22 protein-coding genes are annotated in these 23622 nt (G+C 59.7%); 20 read left to right on the top strand and 2 right to left on the bottom strand.

All coding sequences use genetic code 11. The features are described from left to right. The first annotated feature begins 146 nt into the window (after window positions 1-146). From H559_RS0105255 to H559_RS0105200, 12 genes are all read left to right on the top strand, one after another. Window positions 147-476: a hypothetical protein gene (locus H559_RS0105255; RefSeq protein WP_028451831.1), complete on the top strand. Its 330-nt coding sequence runs from the start codon at window positions 147-149 to the stop codon at window positions 474-476. Between the two features lie 254 nt (window positions 477-730). Next, the gene (locus H559_RS0105250) at window positions 731-2371 is read left to right on the top strand and encodes a magnesium transporter CorA family protein (RefSeq protein ID WP_028451830.1); all 1641 of its coding nucleotides are present in this window, start codon (window positions 731-733) and stop codon (window positions 2369-2371) included. Between the two features lie 205 nt (window positions 2372-2576). Then, a complete protein-coding gene (gene glyA, locus H559_RS0105245; protein ID WP_028451829.1) occupies window positions 2577-3824 on the top strand; it encodes a serine hydroxymethyltransferase in 1248 nt (415 codons plus the stop codon). Between the two features lie 159 nt (window positions 3825-3983). Further along, on the top strand, window positions 3984-4439 hold the full coding sequence (gene nrdR, locus H559_RS0105240) for a transcriptional regulator NrdR (protein WP_028451828.1): 456 nt from the start codon (window positions 3984-3986) through the stop codon (window positions 4437-4439). 25 nt (window positions 4440-4464) lie between these two features. Then, window positions 4465-5589 (top strand): bifunctional diaminohydroxyphosphoribosylaminopyrimidine deaminase/5-amino-6-(5-phosphoribosylamino)uracil reductase RibD, encoded by a 1125-nt coding sequence (ribD, locus tag H559_RS0105235; protein WP_028451827.1) that lies wholly within the window; start codon window positions 4465-4467, stop codon window positions 5587-5589. After that, on the top strand, window positions 5586-5780 hold the full coding sequence (locus H559_RS19060) for a YfgJ family double zinc ribbon protein (RefSeq protein WP_034639937.1): 195 nt from the start codon (window positions 5586-5588) through the stop codon (window positions 5778-5780). Before ribD ends, H559_RS19060 begins: the two co-directional genes overlap by 4 nt. Window positions 5781-5789: 9 nt before the next feature. Next, window positions 5790-6401: a riboflavin synthase gene (locus H559_RS0105225; RefSeq protein WP_028451826.1), complete on the top strand. Its 612-nt coding sequence runs from the start codon at window positions 5790-5792 to the stop codon at window positions 6399-6401. After that, on the top strand, window positions 6398-7498 hold the full coding sequence (ribBA, locus tag H559_RS0105220) for a bifunctional 3,4-dihydroxy-2-butanone-4-phosphate synthase/GTP cyclohydrolase II (protein ID WP_028451825.1): 1101 nt from the start codon (window positions 6398-6400) through the stop codon (window positions 7496-7498). Before H559_RS0105225 ends, ribBA begins: the two co-directional genes overlap by 4 nt. A gap of 163 nt (window positions 7499-7661) precedes the next feature. Further along, window positions 7662-8135 carry a 6,7-dimethyl-8-ribityllumazine synthase gene (gene ribH, locus H559_RS0105215; RefSeq protein WP_028451824.1) on the top strand — a complete coding sequence of 158 codons (474 nt, stop codon included), beginning with the start codon at window positions 7662-7664 and terminating at the stop codon, window positions 8133-8135. Then, a complete protein-coding gene (nusB, locus tag H559_RS0105210; protein WP_028451823.1) occupies window positions 8132-8623 on the top strand; it encodes a transcription antitermination factor NusB in 492 nt (163 codons plus the stop codon). Before ribH ends, nusB begins: the two co-directional genes overlap by 4 nt. Window positions 8624-8908: 285 nt before the next feature. Then, the gene (gene thiL, locus H559_RS0105205; RefSeq protein ID WP_028451822.1) at window positions 8909-9862 is read left to right on the top strand and encodes a thiamine-phosphate kinase; all 954 of its coding nucleotides are present in this window, start codon (window positions 8909-8911) and stop codon (window positions 9860-9862) included. Continuing rightward, window positions 9859-10389, top strand: a complete 531-nt coding sequence (locus H559_RS0105200; protein WP_028451821.1) for a phosphatidylglycerophosphatase A family protein — start codon at window positions 9859-9861, stop codon at window positions 10387-10389. Before thiL ends, H559_RS0105200 begins: the two co-directional genes overlap by 4 nt. 72 nt (window positions 10390-10461) lie before the next feature. On the opposite strand, the gene bamC is transcribed toward H559_RS0105200, so the two are convergent. Then, window positions 10462-11622, bottom strand: coding sequence for an NlpB/DapX family lipoprotein (bamC, locus tag H559_RS0105195; protein ID WP_051278962.1), 1161 nt, complete (start codon window positions 11620-11622; stop codon window positions 10462-10464). 61 nt (window positions 11623-11683) lie between these two features. Next, complete coding sequence (gene dapA / locus H559_RS0105190; protein ID WP_028451819.1) at window positions 11684-12559, bottom strand: 4-hydroxy-tetrahydrodipicolinate synthase; 876 nt, start codon at window positions 12557-12559, stop codon at window positions 11684-11686. A 679-nt stretch (window positions 12560-13238) separates the two neighbouring features. Between dapA and nagE the strand changes: the two genes are divergently transcribed. The 8 genes from nagE (at window position 13239) to H559_RS0105145 (ending at window position 23536) form a co-directional block, all read left to right on the top strand. Continuing rightward, on the top strand, window positions 13239-14741 hold the full coding sequence (gene nagE, locus H559_RS0105185) for an N-acetylglucosamine-specific PTS transporter subunit IIBC (RefSeq protein ID WP_028451818.1): 1503 nt from the start codon (window positions 13239-13241) through the stop codon (window positions 14739-14741). 23 nt (window positions 14742-14764) lie between these two features. Further along, window positions 14765-15265, top strand: a complete 501-nt coding sequence (locus tag H559_RS0105180) for a glucose PTS transporter subunit IIA (protein WP_028451817.1) — start codon at window positions 14765-14767, stop codon at window positions 15263-15265. A gap of 163 nt (window positions 15266-15428) precedes the next feature. Next, entirely contained in the window at window positions 15429-17129 is a 1701-nt protein-coding gene (locus tag H559_RS0105175) for a glutamine--tRNA ligase/YqeY domain fusion protein (protein WP_028451816.1), read from the top strand. Next, on the top strand, window positions 17129-17554 hold the full coding sequence (locus H559_RS0105170) for a hypothetical protein (RefSeq protein WP_028451815.1): 426 nt from the start codon (window positions 17129-17131) through the stop codon (window positions 17552-17554). Before H559_RS0105175 ends, H559_RS0105170 begins: the two co-directional genes overlap by 1 nt. An 80-nt stretch (window positions 17555-17634) precedes the next feature. After that, a complete protein-coding gene (locus tag H559_RS0105165) occupies window positions 17635-19347 on the top strand; it encodes an ABC transporter ATP-binding protein/permease (protein ID WP_051278961.1) in 1713 nt (570 codons plus the stop codon). A gap of 8 nt (window positions 19348-19355) precedes the next feature. Beyond that, complete coding sequence (locus H559_RS0105160; protein WP_028451813.1) at window positions 19356-19973, top strand: MarC family protein; 618 nt, start codon at window positions 19356-19358, stop codon at window positions 19971-19973. Between the two features lies 1 nt (window position 19974). Further along, entirely contained in the window at window positions 19975-21033 is a 1059-nt protein-coding gene (gene hemE, locus H559_RS0105155) for a uroporphyrinogen decarboxylase (protein WP_028451812.1), read from the top strand. 328 nt (window positions 21034-21361) lie between these two features. Further along, window positions 21362-23536 (top strand): primosomal protein N', encoded by a 2175-nt coding sequence (locus H559_RS0105145; protein WP_028451811.1) that lies wholly within the window; start codon window positions 21362-21364, stop codon window positions 23534-23536. Window positions 23537-23622 lie beyond the last annotated feature (86 nt).

The raw sequence follows: 23622 nt of genomic DNA, 5'->3' as shown, positions 1-23622 counted from the left end.
CCGTGAGGTGGCGGCTGCTGTTAAACTGACGGAGGGCTTGCGGCGCCCGATTTATGCATCAATCGGCATATTGTTTCTTTAGTGCGGGATATATTACCCGAAAATGATTGATTGATTTCAACGAAAAATAGTGGAATGGATAGGTAATGGACACACTGATAATCCTCGAGCCCTATTTTTTGGCTGTTTCTTATTCCATAATGGTTGGTATTGGTCCTGGGGTTTTAGTGAATGTGGTGGCTAAGGTTCTGGCAATGAGGCACTGCATCAGTCATGGTTATCTCAAAAAAGAAGTGTTCATGACACAAAACGGCCCGCTGCGTGAAACTGGAAGGCTGTTGTTAACAAAAGAGTATAAGGCTTTTGATGATGATAAGCTTAATTTATATGCCTGGTTTGTGAATGTTGTCTCTACCGTATTGGCGGTAGCTGGATTTCTGGTTGCCATTATTGGTGTATTTTTTTATGGCTTTTAGCCGAAGAATGGGTGCGCAAATCAGAGGCGGTGCGTGAGGAATGCTCTCAAACAAATTGGCCGTCGGGACTTCGTGTTCTGTGTCCATATTTCTGCGCGGCATGAGCTTCCTTGCTTTGTCTCCGGGGCTCGGCATCAGCGTAGTCGCTCGTTCTGCCAAGGTGGCTGACCTGTGATGATCGTCAAGCCGGCAGATTTTCCTCTTGCACAGCCTCTCGGCTATGCTTGTAAGCCAAACCCGCCGGAGTTCCCGTCATGTCCGAGCCCCTTGTTCGCCATTTCCGCCAGATCCTGATCTGGCCGCTGCAGCTGATGCCGCTGGCGCACGGGCAGATGGGGCGGCAGTGGGAGCTGATGCAGCAGGCGGTGAAAAAGAGCGGCTCAATGTGGGAGGCGCGCAGTACCGAATTCGATTGCCCGCCGGATGAATTCCAGGAGCGGCATTACCGCGAGTTCGTCACCTTTCTGCCCTATGTGCAGCGCTTTCTGTATGGCGAGGGGATCACCGAGGCAGCCGACGCGGCATCCTGGGGGCGTTCGCCCATGCACGTGTTCCGCCGCACCGACATCAGGACGGTGCGCATGACCTACAAGGATGGCGCGCAGGCCGATTTCCGCGTGGCGCACATCGATCTGTATTTCTTCTTCGACATCGATGTGGCGATTCTGGCCTTCGAGATCATGGCCGATGATCAGCCGCTCAGGCGTGTGCAGGATACGATGTTCCGGCTGGGGCGGGCGTTTCCGGCGCAGTGGGATGAGGAAGAGCACGCCACCAATTGCCCGACGCGCGTCGAGTGGCTGGGGGCGGACGGCGCGGTGCTGTGCGAATCGGATTATGAAGACCGCAAGGCGTTTCTCGCGCACGTGGGGGAATTCCGCTCGACGCGCATGGCGGCGCACTGGGATTACCTGCTGCATCCGCTGGTGCCGCATCACTCGGATGAGGAGGGGGCGATCCGTTACCGGCAGCTGGAATATCACCGCATGCCGCTGATGGCCTATCTGTCGTTTGACGATCCCTTTGCCTTGCGTGAAGAAGATTTCTACCGGCTCGGAATGGTGACCAAGCCGGGCGATGGCGATGCGCTGCCGTATTCGCCCAGGGTGTTCGAGGAATTCGAGCGCAACTGCTGCTACGACCGCTTCTGGGTGCCCGAGCGCCAGCATCCGGCCACCTCGACGCGGATGATGTGCAACGGCCACGCCTTCGTGCTGGTCGGCATGCACGGCAATGCGTTTTTCTCCGACCCGCGCACCGGCGCACTGGGGCAGTTCCGTCACCAGCATTTCCTGTTAACGATGGTGGCGCATTTTCACAAGGCGTCGCTGCTCTTGCTGCGCGACCGGCTGGCGGTGGCGATGTCGCAGCTCAACATCCGCAATGACATTTCGGTGCGGTTTTTCAAACGCGAAATCCGCCAGTGCCTGGAGGGCTTTCTGCGCTTCAACCAGCGCTACTGGTTCCGTGAAGTATCGAATCAGGTGCTGACCGATCAGCTCTTCCAGATGCTGCGCCGGCATCTGGATACCGAGAGCCTGTATACCGACGTGCGCGAATCGGTGCAGGGCATGAATCAATACCTCGAAAACGACGATCTGCGCCGCCAGGCCGATACCGTCGTGCGCCTGACGGTAGTCACGATTCTGGGGATGATCGGCACGACGGTCACGGGCTTCCTGGGGATGAATCTCTTCGACTACGCCGGCCAGCCGCCGGTGGTGAAGCTGGGCATATTCCTGCTGGCCTTGCTGCCGGTGTTCGTGCTGACCATGCTGACGGTGGTGAAATCGCGCCAGCTGTCCGAGTTTCTCGATGGCGTGGCCGATCAACGCCTGCGCTGGCCGGCCAAGCTGCTGCTGCTGGGACGGGTGTTCCAGCGCACGAGGCGATAGGTTAATGGGTATTGATCGCTAGCCATTCAATATGAATGGCTGTGTTGATATACCTATGATTATTTCGGGCGCGCTTCTCGTGCCGTCGGCCTGGTGGGCAAGTCGTGAAGCAGGGTCATGGCGGCATGAACGAAGCGAAACAAGAAATGTTCCCGCTCATGCTAGAATCCGGCTTTGATTTTTTTGACTGCCGGAAAGCCCAGCCATGTTCTCCAAATCTGTCACCATCGAAAAATACGATCCCGAACTCGCCGCCGCCATCGCCGGCGAAGTGGTGCGCCAGCACGAACACATCGAGCTGATCGCCTCGGAAAACTACACCAGCCCGGCGGTCATGGAAGCACAAGGCTCCCAGTTGACCAACAAGTATGCCGAAGGCTACCCGGGCAAGCGTTTCTATGGTGGCTGTGAACACGTTGACGTGATCGAGCAACTGGCGATTGACCGTGTGAAGGCGCTGTTCGGTGCGGAATACGCCAATGTGCAGCCGCACTCCGGCTCGCAAGCCAACCAGGCCGTGTACTTCTCGATCCTGAAGCCGGGCGACACCGTGATGGGCATGAACCTGGGTCACGGCGGTCACCTGACCCACGGCTCGCCGGCCAACCTGTCGGGCAAGCTGTTCAACATCGTGGCCTACGGCCTCGATGCCAACGAAGAAATCGACTACGACGACATGGAGCGTGTGGCACTGGAAACCAAGCCGAAGCTGATCATCGGTGGCGCTTCCGCTTACGCCCTGCGTTTTGACTGGGCGCGCATGCGCGAAATCGCCGACAAGGTTGGCGCCTACTTCATGGTCGACATGGCGCACTATGCCGGTCTGATCGCCGCTGGCGTTTACCCGAACCCGGTACCGCACGCGCACTTCGTGACCTCGACCACCCACAAGACCCTGCGTGGTCCGCGTGGTGGCATCATCCTGGCCAAGGCCGAGTTCGAGAAGTCGCTGAACTCCAACGTGTTCCCGACCCTGCAGGGCGGCCCGCTGATGCACGTGATCGCCGGCAAGGCCGTCGCCTTCAAGGAAGCTGCGACTGAGGAATTCAAGGCCTACCAGAAACAGGTGCTGCTGAATGCTGCAGCCATGGCCAAGACCCTGGCCGAGCGTGGCCTGCGCATCATTTCCGGCCGCACCGAGAGCCACGTGTTCCTGGTTGACCTGCGTCCGAAGGGCCTGACCGGCAAGGCGGCCGATGCCTATCTGGGCAAGGCACATATCACTGTGAACAAGAACGCCATTCCGAACGATCCGGAAAGCCCGTTCGTGACCTCCGGTATCCGCATCGGCGCTCCGGCGATCACCACCCGCGGCTTCAAGGAAGAAGAAGCCATCCAGGTCGCTCACCTGATTGCTGATGTGCTCGACAATCCGGAAGACGAAGCCAATCTGGCTGCCGTTGCCGAGAAGGTGAAGGCACTGACCGCACGCTTCCCGGTTTACGGCGCGTAATGTAATACCGGCTGGCCTGGCCAGCCGTGCAAGGGTGGGTCCTTCCGGGCTCACCCTTTTGGTTTTTCTGCATTGCGTATCTTGCACAATGCCGGTAGAAACCCTATCTGTTCTTTGACTGATCTTTGCGCGGGAGCCCGTCCCGATGGAGTTGCCTTCATGAAATGCCCGTTCTGCGGTTCGCCCGACACCCAGGTTGTCGACTCGCGTGTTTCTGATGAAGGCGACACGGTCCGTCGCCGGCGCCGCTGCAATGTCTGCGACAAACGCTTCACCACGTTCGAGACGGCCGAAGTACGGCTGCCGCAAGTGGTGAAACAGAACGGCCAGCGCTCGGAATTCGACCGCGAAAAAATCCGCGTCAGCTTTCACCGCGCGCTGCACAAGCGCCCGGTGCCCACCCAACTGGTCGACGAAGCCATTTCCCGCATCCTGCAAAAAGCGCTGGCTATTGGCGAGCGCGAAATTCCCAGTCGCCAGATCGGCGAGATGGTGATGACGGAGCTGGCCAAGCTCGACAAGGTCGCCTACATCCGCTTTGCCTCGGTGTACCGTTCCTTCTCCGATGTGGAAGATTTCCGCGATGTGATCCGCGAAGTCAGCAAGAAGGATTGAGCCGCGCATGATGCAGACTGCGGCGGTGTTTACCGCACAAGATCATGGGTATATGCAGCAAGCCCTTATGTTTGCAGGGTTGGGGCTCTATACCACCACACCCAATCCCCGCGTGGGTTGCGTGATCGTGCGCGACGGCGTGGTCGTGGGCGAGGGCTGGCACGTGCGTGCCGGCGAAGCGCACGCTGAAGTGCATGCCCTGCGCCAGGCCGGCGAGCTGGCGCGCGGCGCCACCGCCTATGTGACACTGGAGCCGTGCAGCCATCACGGCCGCACGCCGCCGTGCGCGGATGCCCTGCTGGCTGCCGGTGTTGCCCGCGTTGTTGCCGCCATGCAGGACCCGAATCCGCAGGTGGCCGGTCGCGGTCTGGCGCGGCTGGCGGCTGCCGGCGTTACGGTTGCCAGCGGCCTCTTGGAAGCGCAGGCGCGCGAACTGAATATCGGCTTCATTGCACGGATGACGCGCGGGCGTCCGTGGCTGCGCATCAAGATGGCCAGCAGCCTCGATGGCAGAACGGCCTTGCCCGATGGTGAATCGAAATGGATTACCGGCCCGGCCGCACGTGCCGATGTGCAACGCCTGCGTGCGCGCTCGTGCGCGATGCTGACCGGCATCGGCACCGTTCTGGCGGACGATCCGCAACTGACGGTGCGTGAGCTCGCTGATTGGCCAGGCCCGGTCGAGCGTCAGCCGCTGCGCGTGGTGCTCGACAGCCAGCTGCGTACGCCGCCCACTGCCCGCCTGCTGGCGGAGCCGGGCGTGCTGCTGGTGACTGCCGTTACCGATTCCGCGCGGCACCGCCCCCTGCTTGATGCCGGTGCCGAGATTGCCGTGCAGGAGTCTGCCAGCGGTCGCCCGGACCTGACTGCCGTGCTGGCGAGCCTGGCTGCGCGTCACTGTAATGAAGTCACCGTCGAGGCAGGGGCGACGCTTGCCGGTGCCCTGCTACGACAGGGGCTGGCCGATGAAATGCTGCTTTATCAGGCCCCCGTGCTGCTGGGGGACCCGGCGCGCGGCATCGCGCAGCTGGATCTGACCGGCATGGCCCAGAAACTGACCCCTCGGGTGCTGGAGCGCCGCCTCGTTGGCGATGATCTGCGTACCCGGCTACTGTTTACCGACATGCATACTCTGAAGGAGCCCGCATGAGCGACAATCCGAGCATTCCCTGCCCCGACTGTGGCAAGCCGCTGGATGTGATGAAGGCTTGCGGGGCGACCCAGTATTTCTGCCCGCACTGCAACTCGCTGAAATCCGGCACGCGCGTGCGCGAATATCTGTCGCAACAGTGCGATCCTGCTGCTCCTGCAACTCCGGCACCGATCACGAATCAAGACTGAGGAAACCCCATGTTTACAGGTATTGTCCAGGCTGTCGGCACGATTGCCGATGTGGCGCCATTCCCCGGCGGGGTCAGGCTCACGGTACACGCGCCGCAGCTTGATCTCTCCGATGTGCAGCTCGGCGACAGCATCTCGCACAATGGCGCGTGCATGACGGTGATCGAACTTTTCGAGGGTGGCTACCGCATCGATGTTTCCGATGAATCGCTGCGCTGCACCGCTGGGCTCGATCAGGCCGGACGCGCGCTGAATCTGGAAAAGGCGATGCGTCTGGGTGACATGCTGGGCGGGCATCTGGTTTCGGGTCATGTCGATGGTGTCGGCACCGTGGTCAGCTTTGATCCGGTGGGCGATAACCGCGAGCTGGTCGTGCGAGCCCCCAAAGATCTGGCGCGTTTTCTGGCCGTGAAGGGCTCGGTGGTCGTCAACGGTGTGTCGCTGACAACGAATTTTGTGCGTGACGTGGCTGAGGGCTGCGAGTTTTCGATCAACCTGATTCCGCACACGCTGGCAGTGACCACGCTGGGGCAGATCCGGCCCGGTGATCGCGTCAATCTCGAAATCGACCTGATCGCCCGTTACGTCGAGCGCATGGTAAGCCTGGAGGCCAGGGCATGAGCGTCACCATTTCTCCCGTACAGGACATCGTTGCCGAGTTGCGTGCCGGCCGTATGGTCGTGCTCGTCGACGAAGAAGATCGCGAGAACGAAGGCGATCTGGTGCTGGCCGCCGATTTTGTTACGCCGGAAGCGATCAATTTCATGGCGAAATACGGCCGTGGCCTGATCTGCCTGACGCTGACCGCCGATCGCTGTCGCCAGATCGGTCTGGCGCCCATGGTGAAGCAGAATGCCTCATCGTTTGGCACCAACTTCACGGCCTCGATCGAGGCCGCCGAAGGCGTGTCGACCGGCATTTCCGCGCATGACCGCGCGCTGACCATCCAGAAGGCCGTGGCCATTGGCGCCAAAGCAAGCGATCTGGTGTCGCCGGGGCACGTGTTTCCGATCCAGGCGCAGCCCGGTGGCGTGCTGGTGCGGGCAGGGCATACGGAAGCCGGCTGCGATCTGGCTGCGATGGCTGGCTTGAGCCCGGCGTCCGTCATCTGCGAAATCATGAATGATGACGGCACGATGTCGCGCTTGCCGCAATTGCTGGAATTTGCCGCCGAACACAATCTCAAGATCGGCACGATTGCCGATCTGATCCATTACCGCAGCCGCACGGAAACGCTGATCGAATGCATGGGTCGGCGCATGGTGAAAACCGTGGCAGGCGAATTCGAGCTGGTTGCCTATCGCGACAAGATGAACAATGCCACGCACCTTGCACTGGTGAAGGGCAAACCCGATCCGCTGACCGATACGCTGGTGCGCGTGCATGAGCCGCTTTCCGCCATCGACTGGATTGATCTGGGCAGTACCCCGCATTCCTGGGGCGTGCAGCCGGCACTCGAAGCCATCGCCGCTGCCGGTTGCGGGGTGATGGTGCTCTTGCACCGCGCTGAAACGAGTGAAGACCTGCTGGCGCGTGCCTTGCCCGAGCTGGCTCTCGGTACACCAAAGAAATGGGACATGCGCACTTACGGGATTGGCGCCCAGATGCTGCGTCATCTTGGTGTGGGCAAGATGCAGATCATGAGCCCGTCGCGCAAGATGCCGAGCATGGCCGGCTTCGGGCTGGAAGTAACCGGATTCGTGCCGCCTGTCGCCTGAGTGAATGCGTCCGGCCCGCAGCAAAACGGCTGACGGATGAATGAAGAACTGACAATTAGGAATTGGATGACGGAGGGCCGATGCCTGTTTCTCCGCATCGCAGATTAGTGCAGGGGGCCTGGAGATGGCGTCCTGTCCACCAACACACAGAAAGGAAGCAATGATGACATTGGCAACAAAAGTGCCCTATATCGCCCCCAATCTCGACGGCAAAGGTCTGCGTGTCGCCGTGGTGATGGCGCGTTTCAATACTCCGGTGTGCGAAGGGCTGCGCGATGCCTGCCTCGCTGAGCTTGAAACCCTGGGCGTCAACCTGCAGGACGTGCTGCTGATGACCGTGCCCGGCGCACTGGAAATCCCGCTGGTGCTGCAGACGCTGGCCGAGAGCGAGCGCTATGACGCGCTGATCGCCCTGGGCGCGGTCATTCGTGGCGAAACCTATCATTTCGAACTGGTGGCCAATGAGTCTGGTGCCGGCATTACCCGTGTCGGCCTGGATTGCGCGATTCCGGTGGCCAATGCTGTGCTGACGACTGAAACCGACGAGCAGGCGGAAGTCCGCATGGTCGAAAAAGGCCGGGATGCGGCCCGTGTTGCCGTTGAAATGGCCAATCTGCAAAAGGCGCTGCAAGCATGACCGAACAAGCCGCTACCCCGCAAAAGCCCGCCGGCAAACCGAAATCCGCCCGCCGCCGTGCGCGCGAATTCGCCGTGCAGGGCGTGTATCACTGGCTGATGACTGGCGATACGGCCAACAGCATCGACCGCTTCCTGCATGACACCAGCACCAGCTATGGTCGTGCCGATGCCGATCTGCTGAAAACAGCCCTGTTCGGCACGGTGAAAGAGGCTGAGGGTCTTAAGGTCGCGCTGAAGCCGCACGTTGATCGCCCGATGGATGAAGTCAGCCCGGTCGAGCTTTCCGTACTGCTGGTGGCCTCGTATGAAATCCTGCACATGCCGGAAACGCCGTACCCGGTCATCATCAATGAGGCCATCGAACTGGCCAAGACCTTCGGTGGTGCCGATGGCCACAAGTTCGTCAATGGCGTGCTGGATCGCCTCGCCAGTCATGTGCGCGAAGAAGAGTTCGTGAATCTGCGTCAGCGCAAGCCGCGCGGCTGAACCTGCTGGCATGATCCGCGTGAGGCCATCTGCCCTGAAGGCTGGTGGCCGACCAAGCTGCCCGGGCCTGTGCCCGGGCTTTGTACTGTCTGACAGGCTGCGGAAACAGTCGGTTTCTCCATTCTCACCAGGTTCCGGGCGAAGCCCGGCGCAGGGCGGAGGCGGTGAAATCGAGGGGGTGTTTCCTGGCTTTCATGTGTTTTTTCCGGTTTGACCGGAAAATCGGGACGCAGGGTGTTTTGGCACCCTGCCAACGGTGGCGCAGCCACCTGAGCAGAGGCTGATTTGAACGAATTTGGTCTGATTGCGCGCTATTTCACCCGCCCGGCTCACAATGCCGACCTCGGCGTGGGCGATGATTGCGCGCTGATGAGCGTGCGCACCGGCATGCAGCTGGCGGTGTCGGTCGACATGCTGGTGAGCGGGCGGCATTTTTTCCCCGATGTCGATGCGGAAAGCCTCGGGCACAAGGCGCTCGCGGTCAATCTGTCCGATCTGGCCGCGATGGGGGCCGAGCCGCGCTGGTTTACACTGTCGCTGGCGTTGCCGGAACTGGATGAGGCCTGGCTGGCGGGCTTCAGTCATGGCCTGCACACCCTTGCCGATGAGCACGGCATTTCGCTGGTGGGTGGTGATACAACGCGGGGGCCGCTGACGATCTCGATCCAGGTCGCGGGTGAGCTGCCGCAAGGCAGCGGACTTTTGCGCAGCGCCGGCCTGCCGGGGGACGATCTCTGGGTCTCGGGCACGCTGGGTGCTGCGGCCGCCGGCGTGATGCATGGCACCGGACGCATCGTCCTGCCGGAAGCCGAGCGGCTGGCGGCGTATGCCCGGCTGGAGCGGCCGACGCCGCGTGTCGCGCTCGGCATGGCATTGCGTGGCATTGCCCATGCCGCGCTCGATTTATCCGACGGACTGGCGGGCGATCTGCGCCATATCTGCACGCGCTCCGGCTGCGCCTCCGAGCTGTGGCTGGAGGCCATCCCTGCCGCGGAATGTCTTGCCGTACTGCCGGAGCCGCTGCGACGCGAGGCGGTGTTGTCGGGTGGCGATGATTACGAGCTCTGCTTCAGTGCGCCGTCAGTAGCGCGCGGGCAAATCCAGGCCTTGAGCACAGCGCTGGACGTTCCACTGCACCGCATTGGCCGGCTGACCGAGGGGGAGGGGGTGAGGGTGCTGCTGGATGGTTGCGACCTCAACTGGCAACATGGTGGTTTTGACCACTTTGGACAGGCATGAGTACACAGACCAAGCCCCGTTCCTTGCGACCCGCAGTCGGGTTCATCTGGCAGCATCCGGCGCATTTCATTGCGCTGGGTTTCGGTAGCGGACTGATTTATCCCGCACCGGGTACATGGGGTACCCTAATGGGTGTTGCCATGTATCCATTGATTTTATTTGGCTGCAAGGCAATACCCATGCCTTTGTATGCCGTGGTGCTGGCCCTGTGTCTGCTGGTGTTTGTGCTGGGATGCTTCTGCGCTGACCGCGCCGGGCGTGCGCTGGGCGTGCCGGATCATGGCAGCATTGTGATTGACGAGATCGTTGCCGTCTGGCTGGTGCTGCTGACCGTGCCGGCGACCTTCACCGGCTGGCTGGCTGCATTTCTGGCTTTCCGTTTATTCGATATCCTGAAGCCCTGGCCGATCCGCTGGCTGGACCGGCGCGTAAAGGGCGGTTTTGGCGTGATGATCGACGATGTGCTGGCCGCCGTGTTTGCCATCGCAGCCTTGCAGGGGGTGCAATTGCTGTTGCCCTTGCGCTGATCGTGCCAGTTCGCACCAATAACAAAAGGACAGCAATTGCTGTCCTTTTGTTTGCAGGTTACCGCATAAACCTTATTTGAGCTGGGCCTGCAGTGCTGCCAGCAGTTTCTGTTCCAGTGCGGCATTCGGCGCGGTGCCTTCCTGGGGGGTCAGCGAAATGCGCGTACCATTGCCTTCCTGAACCAGCTTCAGCGTGTATTCCGGCAGCTTGGCTTTCTCGGTTGATTTCTTGCTGCGCCAGAAGGCCAGCGAATCGGTCCAGCTGCTGCTTTCTTCCTTGCCGATATCAATTTCAGCCTGGCGGATCAGGTAACTGCCCTGCGAACGGTCACGGTCATAGACGACGAAGCCGCTGCGCTCAACGGCCAAGCCGACACGGCGCCATGCGCGATCGAAACTGTCTGCCAGATAGAGGGTTTTGCCGTCGCTGTTGACCTTGGCCTGTTCCGCTTGTGGCTTGGATTGCGTAACCACAACCTGTGCAGCATCCTTGTCGTAACCCAGTTGCTGCAGCATCATCGCCAGCATCTGGGCTTCCAGTACCGGATCTGACGGGCGCGGAGTCCAGATCGTCGATGTTTCGCCCTGAACTGTGCCGGAATCACCCAGTTTCAGTTCGGTCGAGCCATCACGGAACACTTCAACCATACCCCGGTGACTCAGGTAGATCTCGGTGGTGCCCGGTTCGCGACCCGGTTCGATGCGGGTGCGATAGCTGTCCATTTCCCCGGTGGAGAGGAAACGCCCAGCAACCTTGCTCAGCAGCTTGGTCACCATATCTGGCGGCAGATTGGCGCGGTTTTCCAGCCAGTCGGTTTCCATGGCTCCGATGGTCGGGTTGTCAATGGTCAGCAGGAAGCCCTGGGCCAGCCAGAATTCGCGCAGATCGTTCCACACCTTGTCAGGAGCCTTGTTGACTACCAGCCAGCGCTGGGCACCCGCGCGCTCCAGTTTCGCTTTCGGCGTATCCGGCATCACTTTTTGCGGACCGCTGGCCTGTGCGGCCTTGGCAAAATCTTTTGCGCTGTTCTGGCTGCGGCTCAGGGTGTAATTGCTGCTGGCTGCCGGCGAAGTCAGATCGGGCGGTACTTCCAGCGGATTCTTGTTCACGCTGTCGCTGCCGGAACGGTAATCGACCTTGCTTTGCAGCATCATCTGGTCGGACGAGCAGGCAGTCAGTGCCAGCAGGGCAGCAAGCGGGACCAGTTTCAGGGTTTTGCTATGGGATCGCATTGGTTTCACGGGCGTTAGCTAACTCGAAAAGTGACAGGGGATAAACAGGAAAAGCATGCTATCACGCCAGACCAGCCTGCTGCAGAGCTGACTGAACAATTTGCTGGTGCTCGCTTGACAGTCGGGTCAGCGGCAAACGGATTCCCGTGCCGATTTTCCCCAGTGTCTCGAGAGCCCATTTGACCGGAATCGGATTGGCTTCGATGAACAGGTTCTTGTGCAGGCCCTGCAGGGGCGTGTCGATGGCCTGTGCTGCAGTGAAGTCGCCGGCGAGGGCGAGGCGGCACATTTCGCTCATCGCTTTCGGGGCGACATTGGCAGTCACCGAAATGGTGCCATGGCCGCCAAGCTTGATGAATTCGAGCGTGGTGGCGTCGTCGCCGCTCAGAATTGCGAAGTCTTTCGGGAGGCGGGCGACCAGGTCGGCGGCGCGTTCCAGATTGCCGGTGGCATCCTTGATGCCGACGATGCCGGGGATCGAAGACAGGCGCACGACGGTGTCGTTGTGCATGTCGGCGACAGTACGGCCCGGTACGTTATAGAGCAGGGTGGGCAGGCCGCCTTGCTCGGCAATGGCCTTGAAATGCTGGAAGAGGCCTTCCTGCGTCGGTTTGTTGTAGTAGGGAACGACCGACAGGCCGAAGTCGGCGCCGACCGATTTGGCGCGCTGCGACAGGTGGATGGCTTCGCGGGTCGAATTCGCCCCGGTGCCGGCGATCACTGGTACGCGCCCGGCTGCGTGTTCAACCACCGTGCGGATGATTTCGATGTGTTCTTCAACGTCGACCGTCGGCGATTCGCCGGTGGTGCCAACGGCGATAAGGCCATTGCTGCCCTGCTCGATATGCCAGTCGACCAGACGACGCAGCGCGTCGAAATCCAGTGAACCATCAGCGTGCATGGGGGTGACCAATGCGACCAGACTACCTGTAAGCATGAGGTTGAATACCATGGTGAAAACTGAAGTGCGCATTCTAACCGAGCAAACAGCCAGCGGAAAGCAACCTTTGCCGGGTTTCGCTGCGTAAAGCGGACGAAATCGCGTAGTGTGCAAGCAGCATGCTACGGTTTGATGACGACCGAATTGGTCTTTGTAAAGATATGTTGCAAATGGTCAAGAAGTGATTCCCCGCTTGCCCGATTTGCGCAAGCTCAAGATGATTGGTGTTGCGAGATGTAAATCTCACGATTGTTCGCCGGTGAAGGTGTTTTTCGTCACGGTGTTCGGGCTTTGCATCCTGCGTTGCTATCCTGTTTTTCCGTAGTTTGTCGTGTTTTGCCTACAGAAAACCAGTGGCGATGTTCACGAAAGGACTGATTTCATTGGCCCTTTTGTAACGTGGGGTACAGTATTTGCTGTTTTAGTGTTGTGCCGCATGCAGGTCGGGTAAATAATCCAGTCAGGTTTTATCCCTGACGGGTAGTGCCTGAGGCTGGCTCGATTGTTTGTCAATCAATAACAGGAGGAGGCGAACGTATCTGTTTTCCGGCTGGCGCCAAGCTGGCAAGAAAGCATTGGTTGGATCTTGCTGCCGCTGCAACAAATTCGTGTTTGACTGCAGTTGGCAAGTCTTGCTGAAAGGTCGTTTCGTTATTTTCTATATGAGGAAACCAAAGTGAGCGTTCTAGGCTATTTGCAAAAAATTGGTCGCGCGCTGATGGTGCCGGTGGCAGTTCTGCCGGCCGCAGCGATTATGATGGGTGTCGGTTACTGGCTTGATCCGAACGGTTGGGGTGCTGACAGCGCCGTTGCCGCCTTCCTGATCCAAGCGGGTGCGGCAATTATCGACAAGATGGCAATCCTGTTTGCTGTCGGTGTTGCTTATGGTATGTCGAAAGACAAGGACGGTGCTGCCGCCCTTGCTGGTCTGGTTGGCTATCTGGTGCTGACTACCCTCCTGAAGCCGAACGTTGTGGCCCAGATTCAGGGTATTCCGCTGGAGCAGGTTCCGGCTGCGTTCAAGAAAATCGAGAACCAGTTTGTCGGTATCCTGTGCGGTGTGATTGCTGCAGAACTCTATAACCGCTTCAGCGGTGTCGAGCTGCACAAGGCACTGGCCTTCTTCTCTGGCCGTCGTCTGGTGCCGATCGTCACTTCCGTAGTGATGATTTTCGTTTCCTTCGCAATGATGGTGATCTGGCCGGCAATCTACGGTGCACTGGTTCATTTCGGTGAGTCCATCGTTAGCCTGGGTTCGGTTGGCGCCGGTATCTACGCTTTCTTCAACCGTCTGCTGATTCCGATCGGTCTGCACCACGCCCTCAACAGCGTGTTCTGGTTCGACGTTGCCGGCATCAACGACATCCCGAACTTCCTGGGTGGCGCCAAGTCCCTGGCTGAAGGCAAGGCTGTCCTGGGTGTAACCGGCATGTATCAGGCTGGCTTCTTCCCGATCATGATGTTCGGTCTGCCGGGCGCTGCCCTGGCGATCTACCATGCTGCCAAGCCGCAGAACAAGGCCCGTGTTGCTTCCCTGATGATTGCCGCCGGTTTTGCTTCCTTCTTCACCGGTGTAACCGAACCGCTTGAATTCGCGTTCATGTTCGTCGCTCCGGTGCTGTATGTGCTGCACGCCTTCCTGACTGGTGTATCGGTATTCATCGCCGCGCAGATGCACTGGATTGCCGGTTTCGGTTTCAGTGCCGGTCTGGTGGATATGGTGCTGTCTGCCCGCAACCCGCTGGCGGTTAACTGGTTCATGCTGATCGTGCAAGGCCTGGTGTTCTTCGCGATTTACTACTTCTCGTTCACTGCTGTCATCAAGATGCTGAATCTGAAGACTCCGGGTCGTGAAGATGATGAAGTTGCCGATGCAGGTGTTGCCGCAGCCGCTCCGGTTGCTGCTGCCGGTGCAAGCGATACCGACACTCTCGCTCAGACTTATCTGAACGTGATTGGTGGTGCTGCCAACATTTCCGACATCGATGCATGCATTACCCGTCTGCGTCTGACTCTGGTGGATACCGCCAAGGTTGACGAGGCTGCTGCCAAGCGCGCAGGCGCCAGCGGTGTCATCAAGCTCAACAGCACCAACGTCCAGATCATTATCGGACCGAAGGCTGAGCTCGTAGCGGCTGCCATGCGCAAGCTGCTCGGGGGTGATGCAGCAAAAAAGTAAGTGAGGCCGCACCAGCAGCGCCGGTGTCCGCACCGGCTGCGAGTGGCGCTACCGCAACTGCAGATGGCATTGTCCTGCTGGCTCCGGTCAGTGGCGAGATTGTCCAGCTCGAGGATGTACCGGATGCCGCTTTTGCGAGCAAGGCAGTGGGCGATGGCGTAGCCATCCGCCCGACCGGGAAAACCGTGGTGGCTCCGGCTGATGGTGTTCTGGCCAAGATCTTCAATACCAACCATGCGTTCGCGCTGGTTGCCGATAGCGGTGCCGAACTCATTGTTCACATCGGTATCGAAACGGTAAAACTGGGAGGTCAGGGCTTTACCCGCCTGGCTGAACAGGGTAGTCGCGTAAAGGCGGGTGATCCGGTGCTTGAGCTGGATCTGGATTATCTGGCTGCCAATGCAGCTTCGATCATCAGCCCGGTGGTGCTGAGCAATTCCGACGATTTTTCCGGACTTGCCCAGGTGGCCAGCGGTCAGGTCGAAGCAGGCAAGACAGCGCTTTACACGATCAAGACCAAGTAAGAAAGTCAGGCTGACTCAAATAGCCGATTGCAGGACAGGGGCGGACTTCGGTTCGCCCCTGTTCATTTCCGTATGCAAAAGCCGTGTTTGTCGCCAGACAGGAGCGGGCGGGCTGCTTTTTCGCTACAATCCTGCCTTTGTTTTCTTGATTAGATCAGCGACGATGAGCACCGATGCGCCAGCAGTAAATCCGGTCGTAAACCACTTTATCCGCACGATCATTGATAACGATCTCGCGAGCGGCAAGCATGCCGCGATCCAGACCCGCTTTCCTCCCGAACCCAATGGCTATCTGCACGTTGGCCACGCCAAGGCCATCTGCCTGAATTTCGGCCTGGCGCAGGATTACCAGGGCAAGTGCAATCTGCGCATGGACGACACCAATCCGGAAAAGGAAGAAGACGAATACGTCAACGCCATTCGCGAAGATGTGAGCTGGCTGGGCTTTAACTGGGCTGGCGAGGTGCGCTATGCGTCCGATTACTTCCAGCAGCTTTACGATTTCGCCGAAGAGCTGATCCAGAAAGGCTTGGCCTTCGTCTGCGAGCTCAATGCCGAAGAAATGCGTGCACACCGTGGCGATTTTGTGACGCCAGGCAAGAACAGCCCCTACCGCGAACGCAGCATCGAGGAAAACCTCGACCTGTTCCGCCGCATGAAGGCCGGCGAATTTCCGGATGGCAGCAAGACGCTGCGCCTGAAAATCGACATGGCCTCGCCGAACCTGAACCTGCGTGATCCGGTGATCTACCGCATCCGCCGTGCGCATCACCACCGCACTGGCGATGCGTGGTGCATCTACCCGATGTACGACTACACGCACTGCATTTCGGATGCGCTCGAAGGCATCACGCACAGCCTGTGCACGCTGGAATTCGAGGCGCACCGACCGCTGTATGACTGGGTGCTCGACAATATCTCGATTGGCTGCCACCCGCAGCAGATCGAGTTTTCGCGACTCGAGCTGCTCTCGTCCATCACCTCCAAGCGCAAGCTCAACCAGCTGGTGACTGATGGGCTGGTGACCGGCTGGGATGATCCGCGCATGCCGACCATCTCGGGCATGCGCCGCCGTGGTTATTCGCCGGAAGGCATCCGCCTGTTTGCCCAGCGCTGCGGCATTTCCAAGTCGGAAAACATCATCGAGTTTTCCGTGCTCGAAGGCGCGGTGCGGGAAGAGCTGGAAGCCAGCAGCCCGCGCGTGATGGCGGTGCTCAACCCGATCAAGGTGACCCTCACCAATTTCGAGCCGGGCGTGACAGGCTCGCGCAGTGCGCCATTCCACCCGCATCATCCCGAATTCGGCGAGCGTGAAGTGCCGCTGGCGCGGGAAATCTGGATCGAGCGTGACGATTTTGCCGAGGAACCCCCGAAGGGCTGGCAGCGTCTGTTCCCCGGTGGCGAAGTGCGGCTGCGCTACTCCTACGTCATCAAGTGCGACGAAGTCATCAAGGATGCTGCCGGCAACGTCGTCGAGCTGAAGTGCTCGCTCGACCCGGACACGCTGGGGCAGAATCCGGTCGGCCGCAAGGTCAAGGGCGTGATCCACTGGGTTTCTGCCGAGCACGCGGTCGAAGCCGAGGTGCGCCTCTATGACCGTCTGTTTACCGAGGACCGCCCCGACGCCATCCGTGGCGAAGACGGCCAGTATCTCGACTTCAAGCAATTCATCAATCCGGCCTCGCTGACCGTGGTGACGGGCTATATCGAGCCGGTGGTGAAAGACCTGCCTTCTGAAGCGCGCTACCAGTTCGAACGCCTTGGCTATTTCGTCACCGACCGTGTTGATCATGTCGCCGGCGAGAAGATTGTTTTCAACCGTACTGTCACGCTCAAGGATTCCTGGGCGAAGGAGAGCAAGTGATGCGTTTTGCCGCTGGATTTGCATTGATGATGGGTTTGCTGTCAGCAGCTCCTGCCTGGTCGGCCGATGCGCCGGCTGCAGAGGCCGCCAGCGGCGTAGCTGCGGCCAGCCGCCCGGTCTATGTCGGTGATGCTGGCGCAGCACCGGTGCAGGTCGTTTATGCCTGGCTTGCCGACCGGATTGCCGATGAGCATGGCCTGTTTGATTATCAGAAGCTGGACATCCGGCAAACTGGTAAGGGTGAAGACATTCGGCAGGTCGAGATGGTCGTGCAGATGGATGGCTTGCTGGACGACTCGGTGAAGACCCAGCGCTATCAGCTCAGGCTGGATTTTGTCGGGGCACAGTGGCAGATCGTATCTGCCCGGCAAGACTGGACCTGCCGCCGTGGCGGCAAGGGCTGGACGCAGCGCCCCTGCAAATAGTGCATGTATTGTTCTACAGCCATTGATGGTCAATGGCTGTGGCACTATACACTGCTATGTATCATTGCCGGGACCACTCTATGAACACGACAGACCAACTTGCCCAGACCACGACGATGCGCGAGCTGCTGCCTCATTTCTGGCAACTGGCTCGCCCTTTCTGGACATCAAAGGAGAAGTACAAGGCCTGGGGTTTGCTGCTTCTGGTGATCGCTCTGACCCTGCTGACCGTGTACCTGAGCGTGCAGCTCAACGGTGTCTACCGTACCCTGTGGGATGCCGTCGAGAAGGCCGAGGCTGCGGCATTCTTTGATTCGATCAGCCGTTTTACCGGACTGGCACTGCTGAATATTGCCGTGGTCGTGTATGCGATCTATTTCCAGCAGATGCTGGAAATCAAGTGGCGCCGCTGGCTGACGGACAGCATGACGTCGCGCTGGCTGCAGAATCAGCATTTCTACCGCATCCAGTTGCTCGACAGGGCGACTGACAACCCCGACCAGCGGATTGCCGAAGATTGCGGGCAATTTGTCACTCTCACGCTTGGACTTACACTTGGCCTGCTGAAGGCCGTCATTACATTCCTGTCGTTTGTAACCATTCTGTGGGGCCTGTCAGGCCCACTGGTCTTTTCTGTGCTGGGTAGCCAGTGGACCATTCCCGGCTATATGGTCTGGGCTGCGGTTCTGTACGCCTTGCTCGGCACCTGGCTGACCACGGTCGTGGGCCGGCGCCTGGTCTCACTCAATTTCATCCAGCAGCGCCGCGAGGCGGATTTCCGCTTTTCGCTGGTACGCATCCGTGAAAACAGCGAGTCGATTGCACTGTATCGCGGTGAAGCGCAGGAAAAGCAGCGACTTGACGTCCGTTTTGCCGAGGTGGTTTCCAACTTCTGGCACATCATGCGCTACGAGAAGCGCGTCAATGCATTTACCAATTTCTGGGGGCAACTGGCCATCCTTTTCCCCTTGCTGGTGGTTTCGCCGCGGATTTTTGCCAAGCAGCTCAGCGTCGGTGGCGTCATGCAGATCCTGCAGGCCTTCAACAAGGTCTATGACTCGCTTGAGTTCTTTATCAGCAGCTTTAAGAGTCTGGCGACTTGGAAAGCGGTTCTGGATCGTTTGGCGACGTTCAACCAGAGCCTGTTGCAGGCCGAGCAGCTGCAAGTTCTGCAGCCCCAGGCTGCTGCGGCAGGGGTTCGTCTGGCCGGTGTGACCGTGGCGCGCCCCGATGGGCAGACGCTGATTGCCGATCTGGATCTGGAACTGGCTGCCGGCGAGCGTCTGCTGGTACAGGGCCCCTCCGGAAGTGGCAAGAGTACCCTGTTGCGTACCCTGGCCGGAATCTGGCCCTATGCCACCGGCAGCATTGCCTGCTACAAGGACGGTGGCGTACTGTTTCTCTCGCAGAAACCCTATCTGCCGCTGGGTACGCTGCGTGCAGCGCTGTGCTATCCGCACGCTTGTACAGTCGGTGATGCCGAACTGCAGGCGCTGCTGCAGGAGGTTGGCCTGGGACAACTGGTACCCCGCCTGAATGAAGAGGACAACTGGTCCCATATTCTCAGCGGTGGTGAGCAGCAGCGCATCGCCATTATCCGGGCGCTGTTGCTCAAGCCGGCCCTGTTGGTGCTTGATGAAGCAACCAGTGCCATTGATGAAGCGGCCGAGAGCCGTCTGTATGGCCTGCTGATCGAGCGCTTGCCAGCGGCGATCATGGTCAGCGTTGGGCATCGCAGCACGCTGAAAGTGCATCACACCCGCCAGCTTGACCTGTCGTCGCAGCAGGCCTGAGTAGCGCCATGCATCAGTATCTTGAATCGGGCCTGCTGCTTTTCGTGCTGCTCAACCCCTTTCTGATGAGCATCTACCTGCTCGAATTCATCACCACGCTGTCAGCGCGGCAGTTTGCTGGCGTACTGGCGCGCGGGGCGCTGATCAGTGGCGTGGTGTTCGGCATCTTCGCCTGGGGCGGGGATACCATTTTTCGCGATGTGCTGCAGGTGCGCTTTGAGGCGTTTCAGATATTTGGCGGGCTGATTTTTCTGGTGATCGGCATCAAGTTCGTTTTCGAAGGTTCGGCGGCAATGGTCAAGCTGCGCGGCGAACCGGAGCAACTGGCGGGCACCATTGCCATGCCCTTCATGATCGGACCCGGCACGGTGAGTGCAGCGGTAGTGATCGGCAACCGCCTTCCCCTGGTCTCGGCCTGGGTCGTGATCGGGGTATCGCTCGCGACAACAGTCATCATGCTGGTTGCACTCAAATACCTTCATGATCATGTCAAGACGCGCAATGCGCGCCTGACGGATCGCTATATCGACATCGTCGGGCGCGTATCGGCATTGCTGATCGGCACTTTTGCGCTCGATATGATTCTTTCCGGCCTGAGCGGCGCGCTCAAGCCTTTGCTGAACTAGGATTTCCATGCTCAAGAACGATACCTTCCTGCGCGCACTGCAGCGCCAGCCCGTTGACTATACCCCCGTCTGGCTGATGCGCCAGGCAGGCCGTTACCTGCCGGAATATTGCGCTACCCGCAAGGTGGCTGGCTCGTTCCTGCAGCTTTGCAAATCGAAAGAACTGGCGACCGAAGTGACGCTGCAGCCGCTGGAGCGCTTCCCGCTGGATGCCGCCATCCTGTTCTCCGACATTCTGACCGTGCCGGACGCAATGGGGCTGGGGCTCTATTTTGCGGAAGGCGAGGGGCCGAAATTCGAGCGCCCACTGCGTGACGAAGCTGCCATCAAGGCGCTGGCGGTGCCCGACATGCACGAACTGCAGTACGTGTTCGATGCGGTGTCGAGCATCCGCGCCGCGCTCGATAATCGTGTACCGCTGATCGGTTTTTCTGGCAGCCCCTTTACGCTGGCCTGTTACATGATCGAAGGCGGCGGTTCGGATGACTTCAGACGCGTGAAAACGATGATGTATGACCGCCCGGACCTGCTACACCATATCCTGGAAATCAACGCACTGACCGTCATCGATTACCTGAATGCACAGATCGATGCCGGCGCGCAGGCCGTGCAGATTTTTGATACCTGGGGTGGCGCGCTGGCCTATGGCAAGTACCAGGAATTTTCGCTTGCCTATATGTCGAAAATTGTCGCGGGCCTCAAGCGCGAGAAGGACGGGCAGCGTATCCCCGTGATTCTGTTCACGAAAGGTGGCGGGCAGTGGCTGGAAGATCTGGCCGCAACGGGGTGCGATGCACTGGGACTGGACTGGACCGTGAATCTTGCGGAGGCGCGCCGCCGCGTTGGCGACAAGGTGGCGCTACAGGGAAATTTTGATCCGAACGCCCTGTTTGCCAAGCCAGTGGCGATCGAGCAGGAAGTGAAACGCTTGCTGGCCGACTACGGCAACGGCAGTGGCCATGTGTTCAATCTGGGGCATGGCATCTCGCAGTTTACCAATCCCGAGCATGTTGCCGCACTGGTGGAAGCTGTCCATCGGCACTCAAAAGCTTACAAATAAGGTATTTTTTAGTAATTTCATTGTTTTTCAATGATATGGGCGCAGTTTATGAAGTTCTTTGCCAGTAATGCGCTGCAAGTTATGCACAGTGCTGGTGCGCCCGTATCTGCCTTGTCAATAGCCCCGAAGAAATATTTGATTTTCGTTGCATTTTTGCAAGTCTTTGATTTTATTGTATTTTAATTTTAGTTTAATTTTTGGGCAATCTAGCGAAACTGCAGGGTTTACTGGACTTTGCGCACTTTTTCGCAGTTTCTCCACATAGTTATCCACAAAATCTGTGAATAAGCCGGAGGCTGCGGGCAGGCCCCGGAGTTGTGAAAGAAAGATGACAGAAAAATGGGTTCAGGTCGCTCTCGACGTGCCGCTGAGCAGGTCCTTTGCCTACGGTTCGGGCGGCCTGCCGGTGCAGCCGGGCGAGCGCGTGCTGGTGCCGTTCGGTGCGCGTCGCCTGTCTGGGATCGTGCTTTCTGTTGATGCGGATGCTGGTGACTATGCCGGCAAAACCAGGGCCATTCTTGCCGCGCCGGGTGACATGCCGGCACTACCGGAAGACGTGCTGCGGCTGTGCCGTTTTGTCGCTGATTACTACCATCACCCGCTTGGTGCCGTACTTGCGGCAGCCATTCCCGTCGTGTTCCGTGGTACCGGGATATTTGTGCCTCCGCAGCCGGAGGCGCGTTTTCAGGCCGCCGACCCGGTCGCACTCCTTGCCGGTATTGGCCCGCGCGCGCATGCGCAGCAGAAGGTGGCGCAATTGCTTGCGGCCCCGGTGTCGGAATCCGCCCTGCGCGCGGCACATGCCAGTGCCCTGCGCTGGGTGCGCGACTGGCAGGCGGCAGGGCTGGTGCAACAGCTGGCCGGAATCGAAGCGCCTGCGCCGGCCCTGCAGTTGGGGACCCAGCCCGAACTCAATGCCGAGCAGGGGCGGGCCGTTGCGGCCATTGCGGCGGCGGAAGGCTTTGAGCCTTTTCTGCTGTATGGCATCACCGGCAGCGGCAAGACGGAAGTCTATCTGCAGGCGATTGCCCGTCAGCTGGAGGCCGGGCGGCAGGTGCTGGTTCTTGTGCCGGAGATCAATCTTACTCCGCAGCTCGAAGGACGTTTCAGGGCGCGGTTTCCGGCCAGCGATATCGTCAGCCTGCACAGCGGCATGACGGATAGGCAGCGTGCGATTAACTGGCTGGCGGCAGCCAGCGGGCGTGCCGCCATCGTGCTGGGAACGCGCCTGGCGGTATTCACGCCCATGCCGTGCCTTGGCTTGCTGGTGATCGACGAAGAACACGATCCATCCTACAAGCAGCAGGAAGGGGTGCGTTATTCCGCGCGCGATGTGGCCGTCTACCGGGCACGGCAGCGCGGCATTCCGGTGGTGCTCGGTTCTGCCACCCCCAGCATCGAGAGCTGGCAGAACGCCATGGCCCGGCGCTATACCCTATTACCCTTGCATCAGAGGGCTGTAAAGGGAGCGGGCTTGCCGTCGATACGTCTGCTTCCGGTTAAAAAAATCCGGGCCAGTGAAGGCTTGCACCCGCTGGCGCAGGAGGCGATTGAGCGTGCATTGGCCGCTGGTCAGCAGGCGCTGGTCTTCATCAACCGGCGCGGCTATGCGCCGGTGCTGGCGTGTACTGAATGCGGCTGGATGGCCAGCTGCAAACATTGTGCCGCACGGCTGGTGCTGCATCTGAACGAGCGGCGCCTGCGTTGCCACCATTGCGGTTTTGAAGAAGCCATCACCCCGAGCTGCCCGGATTGTGGCAACCATGATCTGCAGCCCATCGGACATGGCACGCAAAGGCTGGAAGACATCGTCGCCCGGCAGTTTGCCGGCGCGCGCGTGCTGCGCATTGATCGCGACAGCACGCGGCGCAAGGGGGAGCTCGATGCCGCGCTCAAGCAGGTGCACGACGGTGATGCTGACATTCTGATCGGAACGCAGATGCTCGCCAAAGGGCATGACTTCCCCAGGCTGTCGTGCGTTGTGGTGCTCAATGCCGATACCGGGCTCTACAGCATGGATTTCCGCGCCGAAGAGCGTCTGTTTGCCTTGCTGACCCAGGTGGCAGGCCGGGCGGGACGGCACGGGCAGGGCGGCGAGGTGCTGATCCAGACAATGTTCGAGGATCATCCCTTTTATACGCAGCTGCTGGATGGTGATTACGCCCGGCTGGCCAATCGCTTGCTGGCCGAGCGCCAGCAATTGCGTCTGCCACCGGTGAGCCAGTGGGCGATGCTTCGTGCCGAAGCACCTCAGCTGGAACGGGTTCAAGCGTTTCTGAGCGCGGCACGCGCCTGCTTTCCCGTCCTGCGCGGGCTGACCGTTCACGAGCCGGTCGCCGCCAGCATGACGCGCCGTGCCGGCCATGAACGCATGCAACTGCTCATTGCTTCTGACAGCCGCACGGTACTGCACCAGGCGCTTGATACGGCCGTGCCGCTGATTGACGCACTGCCGGTCAGCCAGATTCGCTGGTCGCTGGATGTTGACCCTCTGGAAGTTTGAGGCAGGGTACTGTCGCCGCCAGAGCAACGCGATTGTGCTTCGGTTTGGGGGCGGAAGCTGAAATGCACTATGCTGGCTTGCAGCTA

It is taken from the genome of Chitinilyticum aquatile DSM 21506, assembly GCF_000430805.1.
GTDB lineage: Bacteria > Pseudomonadota > Gammaproteobacteria > Burkholderiales > Chitinibacteraceae > Chitinilyticum > Chitinilyticum aquatile.
Note: the sequence above shows the minus strand (reverse complement) of the source record. Positions and strands in the feature narration are given on the sequence as shown.

What these genes read in the sequence shown, in the direction of transcription:
- H559_RS0105255 (WP_028451831.1), top strand. Translation starts at nt 147, where the DNA reads ATGGACACACTGATAATCCTCGAGCCCTATTTTTTGGCTGTTTCTTAT.
- H559_RS0105250 (WP_028451830.1), top strand. Translation starts at nt 731, where the DNA reads ATGTCCGAGCCCCTTGTTCGCCATTTCCGCCAGATCCTGATCTGGCCG.
- glyA (WP_028451829.1), top strand. Translation starts at nt 2,577, where the DNA reads ATGTTCTCCAAATCTGTCACCATCGAAAAATACGATCCCGAACTCGCC.
- nrdR (WP_028451828.1), top strand. Translation starts at nt 3,984, where the DNA reads ATGAAATGCCCGTTCTGCGGTTCGCCCGACACCCAGGTTGTCGACTCG.
- H559_RS19060 (WP_034639937.1), top strand. Translation starts at nt 5,586, where the DNA reads ATGAGCGACAATCCGAGCATTCCCTGCCCCGACTGTGGCAAGCCGCTG.
- H559_RS0105225 (WP_028451826.1), top strand. Translation starts at nt 5,790, where the DNA reads ATGTTTACAGGTATTGTCCAGGCTGTCGGCACGATTGCCGATGTGGCG.
- ribBA (WP_028451825.1), top strand. Translation starts at nt 6,398, where the DNA reads ATGAGCGTCACCATTTCTCCCGTACAGGACATCGTTGCCGAGTTGCGT.
- ribH (WP_028451824.1), top strand. Translation starts at nt 7,662, where the DNA reads ATGACATTGGCAACAAAAGTGCCCTATATCGCCCCCAATCTCGACGGC.
- nusB (WP_028451823.1), top strand. Translation starts at nt 8,132, where the DNA reads ATGACCGAACAAGCCGCTACCCCGCAAAAGCCCGCCGGCAAACCGAAA.
- H559_RS0105200 (WP_028451821.1), top strand. Translation starts at nt 9,859, where the DNA reads ATGAGTACACAGACCAAGCCCCGTTCCTTGCGACCCGCAGTCGGGTTC.
- bamC (WP_051278962.1), bottom strand. Translation starts at nt 11,622, where the DNA reads ATGCGATCCCATAGCAAAACCCTGAAACTGGTCCCGCTTGCTGCCCTG.
- dapA (WP_028451819.1), bottom strand. Translation starts at nt 12,559, where the DNA reads ATGCTTACAGGTAGTCTGGTCGCATTGGTCACCCCCATGCACGCTGAT.
- H559_RS0105175 (WP_028451816.1), top strand. Translation starts at nt 15,429, where the DNA reads ATGAGCACCGATGCGCCAGCAGTAAATCCGGTCGTAAACCACTTTATC.
- H559_RS0105170 (WP_028451815.1), top strand. Translation starts at nt 17,129, where the DNA reads ATGCGTTTTGCCGCTGGATTTGCATTGATGATGGGTTTGCTGTCAGCA.
- H559_RS0105165 (WP_051278961.1), top strand. Translation starts at nt 17,635, where the DNA reads ATGAACACGACAGACCAACTTGCCCAGACCACGACGATGCGCGAGCTG.
- H559_RS0105160 (WP_028451813.1), top strand. Translation starts at nt 19,356, where the DNA reads ATGCATCAGTATCTTGAATCGGGCCTGCTGCTTTTCGTGCTGCTCAAC.
- H559_RS0105145 (WP_028451811.1), top strand. Translation starts at nt 21,362, where the DNA reads ATGACAGAAAAATGGGTTCAGGTCGCTCTCGACGTGCCGCTGAGCAGG.